The 7,661-nt window shown below is 69.5% G+C and carries 7 protein-coding genes; 2 read left to right on the forward strand and 5 right to left on the reverse strand.

The features are described from left to right. Positions 1-227: 227 nt before the first annotated feature. Complete coding sequence (fusA, locus tag GXW71_RS19860; RefSeq protein ID WP_211854357.1) at positions 228-2,315, reverse strand: elongation factor G; 2,088 nt, start codon at positions 2,313-2,315, stop codon at positions 228-230. A gap of 238 nt (positions 2,316-2,553) precedes the next feature. Between fusA and GXW71_RS19865 the strand changes: the two genes are divergently transcribed. Continuing rightward, positions 2,554-3,921 carry a DUF1800 domain-containing protein gene (locus tag GXW71_RS19865; protein WP_211854336.1) on the forward strand — a complete coding sequence of 456 codons (1,368 nt, stop codon included), beginning with the start codon at positions 2,554-2,556 and terminating at the stop codon, positions 3,919-3,921. Between the two features lie 26 nt (positions 3,922-3,947). Beyond that, entirely contained in the window at positions 3,948-5,135 is a 1,188-nt protein-coding gene (locus GXW71_RS19870) for a DUF1501 domain-containing protein (RefSeq protein WP_211854337.1), read from the forward strand. A gap of 1 nt (position 5,136) precedes the next feature. Here GXW71_RS19870 and uraH read toward each other — a convergent pair whose 3' ends face one another. The 4 genes from uraH to GXW71_RS19890 all read right to left on the reverse strand — a co-directional run bounded on the left by uraH (position 5,137) and on the right by GXW71_RS19890 (position 7,515). Beyond that, entirely contained in the window at positions 5,137-5,475 is a 339-nt protein-coding gene (uraH, locus tag GXW71_RS19875) for a hydroxyisourate hydrolase (protein WP_211854339.1), read from the reverse strand. 113 nt (positions 5,476-5,588) lie between these two features. Beyond that, positions 5,589-6,329 (reverse strand): ABC transporter ATP-binding protein, encoded by a 741-nt coding sequence (locus GXW71_RS19880; protein WP_211854341.1) that lies wholly within the window; start codon positions 6,327-6,329, stop codon positions 5,589-5,591. A 5-nt stretch (positions 6,330-6,334) separates the two neighbouring features. Then, on the reverse strand, positions 6,335-7,192 hold the full coding sequence (locus GXW71_RS19885; protein WP_211854342.1) for an ABC transporter permease: 858 nt from the start codon (positions 7,190-7,192) through the stop codon (positions 6,335-6,337). 38 nt (positions 7,193-7,230) lie between these two features. After that, positions 7,231-7,515: a hypothetical protein gene (locus GXW71_RS19890; protein WP_211854343.1), complete on the reverse strand. Its 285-nt coding sequence runs from the start codon at positions 7,513-7,515 to the stop codon at positions 7,231-7,233. Between the last annotated feature and the right edge of the window lie 146 nt (positions 7,516-7,661).

Below are 7,661 nucleotides of genomic sequence, written 5' to 3' on the forward strand. Positions count from 1 at the left end.
GGCGTCCGCTGAATCAGGCCGGAAGAAGGGTTCGAAAAGGTCGGGCCGTTTCGATCGGGTGGGAGCAGGCTCCCTTGCCGCGGACAGGAGGCGCCCCGAAGCGCTCTGCCGTCAGACTGGGGGGCGACGCATACCCTGTCAACGCGAAGACGGCCGGCCCGAAACCGGGCCGGCCGTCCTGCGAAGCGATCCATGCGGGAGGGCGGCGCCCTCCCGCAATGCCAGTGTCAGGCGCTGGCCTTCATGATCTCTTCCGCGACGTTGCGCGGCACCGGATCGTAGTGGTGGAACTGCATGGAGAAGGAGGCGCGGCCCTTGGTCATGCCGCGCAGGTTGGAGATGTAGCCGAACATCTCCTTCAGCGGCACATGCGCGCGCACCAGCACGGAGGTGCCGGCCATCTCCTGGTTCTGGATCACGCCGCGGCGGCGGTTCAGGTCGCCGACCACATCGCCGACATGGTCCTGCGGCGTCGTCACCTCGACGTCCATGATCGGCTCCAGGATCACCGGGCCGGCCTTCTTCATGCCTTCGCGGAAGCAGGCCTTGGCGGCGATCTCGAAGGCCAGTGCCGACGAGTCGACGTCGTGGTACTTGCCGTCGATCAGGCTGTACTTGAAGTCGACCGTCGGGAAGCCGGCCAGCACGCCGGTGTCGGCCTGGACCTTGATGCCCTTGTCGACCGCCGGGATATATTCCTTCGGCACCGAGCCGCCCACGATCGCGTTCACGAATTCAATGCCCGTGTTCCGCTCCTTCGGCTCGAAGGTGATCTTCACCTCGGCGTACTGACCCGAGCCGCCCGACTGCTTCTTGTGGGTATAGACCTCGGTGTGCGCCTTGGTGATCGTCTCGCGATAGGCAACCTGCGGGGCGCCGATATTGGCGTCCACGCCATACTCGCGGCGCAGGCGGTCGATGATGATCTCGAGGTGCAGCTCACCCATGCCGGACAGGATGGTCTGGCCGGTTTCCTGGTCGGTCTTGAGGCGGAGCGAGGGATCCTCGCCGGCCAGCTTCTGCAGGCCGAGCGTCATCTTCTCGACGCCTTCCTTGGTCTTCGGCTCGACGCTGATGTCGATGACCGGCACCGGGAAGGCCATGCGCTCCAGCACCACCGGATCGTCGGACGACGCCAGAGTGTCACCGGTGCCGGTGTCCTTCAGGCCGACGAAGGCGGCGATGTCGCCGGCGTTGACCTCCTTGATCTCTTCGCGCTTGTCGGCATGCATCTGGAACATGCGGCCGATGCGCTCCCGGTGGCCCTTGGTCGTGTTCATGACCATGTCGCCCTGCTTCAGCACGCCGGCATAGACGCGCACGAAGGTCAGGTTGCCGTATTTGTCGTTGATGATCTTGAAGGCGAGGCCGGCAAAGGGCGCATCCTCCTTCGCGGGGATGATGCGACGGTCGGGGTTATCAGCCTCTTCCTGGCCTTCCTCGAGCGCCACCTTGATGCCGGGAATGTCGACCGGGCTCGGCAGATAATCGACGACGCCATCAAGGAGAGGCTGCACGCCCTTGTTCTTGAAGGCGGAGCCACAGAAGACCGGGCGGAAGGCGCCGGAGATGGTGCCCTTCTTGATCGCGCGCTTCAGGGTCTCGACCGAGACGTCGCCCTTGTCGAAATACTCTTCCATGCCCTCGTCATCGACGGAGAGCGCGGTGTCGAGCAGGAGCTGGCGGTATTCGGCGGCCTTGTCCTTGAGATCCGCGGGGATCTCCTCCTCATGGTACTGGGCGCCGAGATCGTCGCCTTCCCAGATGAGCGCCTTCATCGTGACGAGGTCGACGATGCCCTTCAGGGTATCCTCGATGCCGATCGGAAGCTGCAAGGCGATCCAGTTGATGCCGAGCTTCTCGGTCAGCGTCGCGGCCGCGCGATAGAAATCGGCGCCGGTGCGGTCGAGCTTGTTGATGAAGATGATGCGCGGGACGTTGTAGCGGTCCGCGAGGCGCCAGTTGGTCTCGGACTGCGGCTGCACGCCGGCCACGCCCTCGATGATGAAGACCGCGCCGTCGAGCACGCGCAGCGACCGGTTCACCTCGATGTTGAAGTCGATGTGGCCCGGGGTGTCGATGACGTTGATGCGGGTGTCGTTCCACACCGCGGTCACGGCCGCGGAGGTGATGGTGATGCCCCGCTCGCGCTCCTGGTCCATGTAGTCGGTGGTGGTGTTGCCGTCGTGGACCTCACCGATCTTGTGCGACTTGCCGGTGTAATAGAGGATCCGCTCAGTCGTGGTCGTCTTGCCCGCGTCGATATGTGCGGTGATGCCGATATTGCGGATCTTGTCGAGCGGTGTGCGCGCCACGATGGGCCTCCATAAGCATGAACGGGCCCGGGCCCTGGCTTTCGCCCGAGCCGGCCGCGAGAGGGTCACATAGTCAGAATCGTCCGGTCGGCGCGCTAAATGCTCTGTCCGCGACCATTTTGCAAGCCGGCTCCGCCAATTCGGCCGCATCCCTGCCCCGGCCGGAACTCAGATCTTGTGACGGTCCTTAATGTTTCCTCACAGGACCGCGGCCCCGAGCCGCTGGTATCCTAGCGCCATGCAGCCCCGCGCCGCCATCGCCGCGATCCGCTTCGGGCTCGGGCGCCGGCCGGGCGAGCCGGTGCCCGGCGACCCCGAGGCCTGGCTGACCGGCCAGCTGCAGGCCGCGCCGCTGCCGGAGGAAGCGCCGGACCTCCCGGATTTCGCTGCAATCGCGGCCGCCTTCGCCGAGGACCGGAATGACCGGGTGGCGCTCGCCGCCGCCGCCGAGCCGCCCCCGGTGCAGGCCATGGCGCGGATTGGCCCGCCGCGGGCGATTCTCCTCGAACAGGCCGAGCAGCGGGCACAGGCGGCGCTGCTGCTGACCACCGAGACACCTTTCCGGGAGCGGCTGGCATCGTTCTGGGCCAATCATTTCGCGATCAACGCCAGGCGCGGCCCGGTGGTCGGCGCCCATGCCGGGCACATGCTGCGCACCGCGATCCGCCCGCATGTCACCGGCCCCTTCGCGACCCTGCTGGAAGCCGCGGTGCTGCACCCGGCGATGCTCGCCTATCTCGACAACACGCAGTCCGTCGGCCCCAACAGCCGGGCCGGCCGGGGCGGCCGCCTCGGGTTGAACGAGAACCTGGCGCGGGAGCTCATGGAGCTGCACACCCTGTCACCGGCCGCCGGCTACAGCCAGGCGGACGTGACGGAGATGGCGCGCATCCTGACCGGCTGGACGGTGCGGGCCGCGCAACCGCCCGGCGGCACGGTCTTCCTGCCGAACCGGCATGAGCCCGGCGAGAAGACGGTGCTCGGCCGCCGTTTCGAGGCCGGCGAGGCGGCGGTGCGGGCGGCGCTGCGCTTCCTCGCCGACCACCCGGCCACCCATGGCCACATCGCGGCCAAGCTGGTGCGGCATTTCGTGGCCGACGACCCGCCGCCCCGCGCCATCAGGCGGGTGGAAGGCGCGCTGCGCGACACTGGCGGCGACCTCGGCGCCGCCTCCGCGGCCCTGGTCGCCACCCCGGAGGCCTGGGAGGCGCCGCTCTCCAAGCTGCGCTCGCCGCAGGATTATGTGGTGGCAGTGCTGCGCGCGGTCGGCTCGCCGCCACCACCCGTGGTCGGCTCGCCGCCGCCGCCCGGCCAGGCGGTGCCCTTCGCGATGGGCCTGCTTGGCCAGCCGCTGTGGCAGGTGCCGGCGCCGGATGGCTGGCCGGACACGGCGCCGGCCTGGACCGCGCCCGAGGCCATGCTGCGCCGCGTGGAATGGGCGCATGGCGTCGCCGGCCGCTTCGCCCGCCTGAACGCGCGGGACCTGGCAGCGGAGCTGCTGGGCCCGCTCGCGGCGCCGGCCACGCTCGCCGAGCTCGCCCGCGCCGGATCGGCGCGCGACGCGCTGACCCTGCTGCTGACCAGCCCGGAGTTCCAGCGCCGATGAGTTTCGCGCCCATGAACATCGCGCCCATGAACACAGTCCTGAGCCGCCGGCCCCTGCTGCTCGGCCTTGCCGCCGGCGCCGCCCTGGGGCCGGCGCGCATCGCCTTCGCCCGCGCCGCCGGCGACGCCAGGCTGGTCGTGGTGCTGCTGCGCGGCGCGCTGGATGGGCTCGCGGCGATGCCGCCCTATGGCGACCCGGCCTATGCGGCGCTGCGCCCGGACGCGCCGCGGGAGCCCGGCGGGCCGGACGGGCCGCTCGATCTCGGCGGCCGCTTCGGCCTGCATCCGCGCCTCGCCGCGCTGCATGCGATCTATGCCGCGAACCAGGCGGTGGTGTTCCATGCCATCTCCGGCCCCTATCGCACCCGCAGCCATTTCGATGCCCAGGCATTGCTGGAGGGCGGCGCCGAGGGCATGAGCGCCAGCGGCTGGCTGAACCGGGCGTTGGCGGCGCTGCCCGAGGATGGCGCGACTCATGCGGGGCTCGCGCTCGGTACCGAGATCCCGCTGCTGATGCGGGGGCCCGCCCGGGTCGGCAACTATGCGCCGCCGGTGACGGCGCGGCCGGAGGCGGACCTGCTGGCGCGGATCGCGGCGCTGAACGACGCCGATCCGCTGCTCGGCCCCGCGATGCGCGACGGGCTGACCCAGCGTGACTTCAATGCCCGCACGCTCGGCGAGACCGGCCGCGCCGGCCGCACGCCGAACCCGACCGCGGTGCTGGCCCGCGCCGCCGGGCGGCTGCTGGCGGCGCCCGACGGGCCACGGGTCGCAGCGCTCGACATGGGTGGCTGGGACACGCATGTCGCGCAGGGGCAGCGCCTGCCGGGGACGCTCGGCCAGCTCGACGAGGCGCTGGACGGGCTGCGGGAGGCGCTGGGCGCTGCCTGGGCGCGGACGGCGGTGCTGGTGATGACCGAATTCGGCCGCACCGCCGCGATGAACGGCAGCGGCGGCACCGACCACGGCACCGGCGGCGTCGCCTTCGTGCTGGGCGGCGCGATCGCCGGCGGGCGGGTGATCGCGGATTGGCCGGGCCTCGCCGAAGGTCAACTCCTGGAGCGTCGCGACCTGGCGCCGACCGCCGATCTCCGCGGCGTCGCCAAGGCGCTGCTGCGCGGGCATCTCGGCCTGCCCGAGCAGGCGGTCATGGCCGCCTTCCCAGGCAGCGCCGGGGTCAGCGAGCCGGCGGGACTGCTGCGCCCGACGCTGTAGCTTACGATCCCCGATAGGTCGAATAGGCCCAGGGGCTGCAGAGCAGCGGCACGTGGTAGTGCCCCTGCCCTTCGGCCAGGGTGACGCGGACCGGCACGACATCCAGGAAGCGCGGCGCCGGCAGCTCGAAATAGTCACCGATGAAGAAGCGCAGCTCGTGGATTCCGGGCAGGAAATCCCCAGCCGGCAGCAGCGGCGCGCCGGTGCGGCCATCGGCGTTGGTCACCGTCGCGGCGACCAGCGCCGGCGCCGGCTCGAGCCGCCAGAGCTCGATCCGGACCCCGGCGGCGGGGCGGCCGGCGGCGGTGTCGAGCACATGGGTGGTGAGAGCAGATCCCATTCAGGTGGAATCACCTGAATGGGTGAAGATGCTCGCCAAATAAGGGCTGGAGTGGTTGAAGCGAGCACCGCGACGCGTAAACCGCTCCAGCGCGCCGGGACTGGGCGCGGCGGTCAAGCCACCGCCTGCGGCATCGCAGCCGGGCCCAGCACGTCCTCCACCGGGCCGTCGGCGACGATGCGGCCGCGGTCGAGGCGGATGATACGGCTGCACCAGCGGCGCAGGATGTTGTGGTCATGGCTCGCCAGCACCAGGATCTTGGCGCCGCCGACCAGGCTGGTCATCCTGGCTTCCGCGGTCGCCATGAAATCGGCGTCGCCGGCCAGGAACCACTCGTCCATCAGCAGCACTTCCGGCGTCATCGCCGTCGCCATCGCGAAGGACAGGCGGACGCTCATGCCGGCGGAATAGCCGCGCACCGGCACGTCGAGGAACTCGCCGAGGCCGGAGAAGGCGCTCACCTCCTCGATGAAGGCATCGGTCGCCTCGCGTTCGAGGCCGCGGTAGAGGCAGTGCAGGCGGATGTTCTCGATCCCCGTCCCTTCGGGATCGATGCCGGCAGAGGGATCGATCAGCGACCCGATGCTGCCCTGCACCTCCAGCCGGCCCGCGACCGGCGCGTAGATGCCGGCCATGGTGCGCAGCAGCGTCGACTTGCCGGCGCCGTTGTGGCCGACCAGCCCGACCCGCTCGCCGCTGCGGATCTCGATGTTGAGGTCGCGCAGCGCGGCGACGACGATGCGGTTCGAATCATCGGTCTTGAGCCGCGCCAGCAGCCGCTTCTTCAGGGACCGCGCCCCGAAGTGATAGAGGGGGAATTCGATGGCGACGTTCTGCAGCGAGATCAGCGTCATGGCGGTCAGACCCAGAAGGCCAGGCGATCGCGGAAGCGCACGAAGAAGGCGCCGCTGATGCCGGCGAGGATCAGCGTGTAGATGCAGGCCGAGAGCCAGGCATAGGCATTGCCGCCATGTTCGATGATCGGTGCCCGCAGCGATTCCAGGACCGCATGAAAGGGGTTCAGCAGCAGCAGCGCCGAATGTTCCCCGATCAGCTCCGGTTTCCAGATGATCGGCGTGACGAAGAAGGCGATCTGCACGATGCTGCCCATGATCGGCCCGACGTCCCGGAACCGCGCGCAGATCATGCCGAGCAGCAGCGAGACCGAGAGCGCGTTGATCGTGAACAGCAGCAGGCCGAATGGGAGCAGCAGCAGGCCCCAGCCCGGCGCCACGCCGAAGATCAGCAGCACGATGGCGATCAGCGGCAGGTTGTGGGCGGCGATCAGCATGTTGCGCATCACGCTGCGGATCGCATAGAGCGAATAGGGCAGCGGGAAACGCTGCACCACGCCCTCCGCACTCGTGAGGCAGGTGCAGGCCTCGCCCACCACCTGCGAGATCATGTTCCAGAGGATTAGGCTGACCGCGAGCCAGGGCAGGTAGTTCGCCAGCTCCAACTTGAACAGCCGCGAATAGAGGAAGCCCATCGCCAGCAGCATGATGGCAGTCGACAGCGTGAGCCAGAGTGGGCCGAGGACGGAGCCACGGTAACGGTTGCGGATGTCGCTCCGCGCCAGCGCCCAGGCGAGGCGCCAGCGCTCGACACCCTCGCGTATGTCGGCAAAGGCGCGACTGAGTCGCTCCGGCTGCTGGGCATCGAAGACCCGATGCGGCGACGCGGTGCCGGGAGGGGAAGGGATGGGTTGGTCGAGCATGCTGTCGTGTCCCGGCGCGGCCAAGGGCGCGGCCGTGATCAGGTGTGGCTCCCGAAGCGGAAGCTGCCAGAGGGGGCCGGCGCCTCTGCGGTCACCGGCTCCTGCGTCGCCTTCAGCTCCTTCGCCTTGGCCTCCAGTTGCCGGAGCATCTGGATCAGGCCGTTGGCGATCGCGGGGAGCTGCGTGACGGGCACGCAGAGCTGCCCGACCGGCACCGACTTCCCCTCGCTCCCGCTCTGGGCGAGGGTGATGCGCGCGACGCCGTTGGCGACCGCGATGTCGGACATGCCGTCGGCGAAGATGATGGTGTCGGTCGCGGCCATGGCGCGGCGTTTACCCTCTTCTCGGGTTCCCTGAAAGCCCTGTTACTGTTCTCGGAAGGCGCGGTGGAAGCTGTCGAGGACGGGCTGGATCATGTAGCGCAGGAAGGACCTGGCGCCGATCTGGACCATGGCCTCGACCGGCATGC

Origin of the sequence: Plastoroseomonas hellenica, assembly GCF_018129085.1 — a bacterium.
In the GTDB taxonomy this organism is placed as follows: Bacteria; Pseudomonadota; Alphaproteobacteria; order Acetobacterales; family Acetobacteraceae; genus Plastoroseomonas; species Plastoroseomonas hellenica.

Excerpts from the sequence above, each read along its gene's own strand:
- GXW71_RS19865 (WP_211854336.1), top strand. The coding sequence starts at position 2,554 with ATGCAGCCCCGCGCCGCCATCGCCGCGATCCGCTTCGGGCTCGGGCGC.
- GXW71_RS19870 (WP_211854337.1), top strand. The coding sequence starts at position 3,948 with ATGAACACAGTCCTGAGCCGCCGGCCCCTGCTGCTCGGCCTTGCCGCC.
- uraH (WP_211854339.1), bottom strand. The coding sequence starts at position 5,475 with ATGGGATCTGCTCTCACCACCCATGTGCTCGACACCGCCGCCGGCCGC.
- GXW71_RS19880 (WP_211854341.1), bottom strand. The coding sequence starts at position 6,329 with ATGACGCTGATCTCGCTGCAGAACGTCGCCATCGAATTCCCCCTCTAT.
- GXW71_RS19885 (WP_211854342.1), bottom strand. The coding sequence starts at position 7,192 with ATGCTCGACCAACCCATCCCTTCCCCTCCCGGCACCGCGTCGCCGCAT.
- GXW71_RS19890 (WP_211854343.1), bottom strand. The coding sequence starts at position 7,515 with ATGGCCGCGACCGACACCATCATCTTCGCCGACGGCATGTCCGACATC.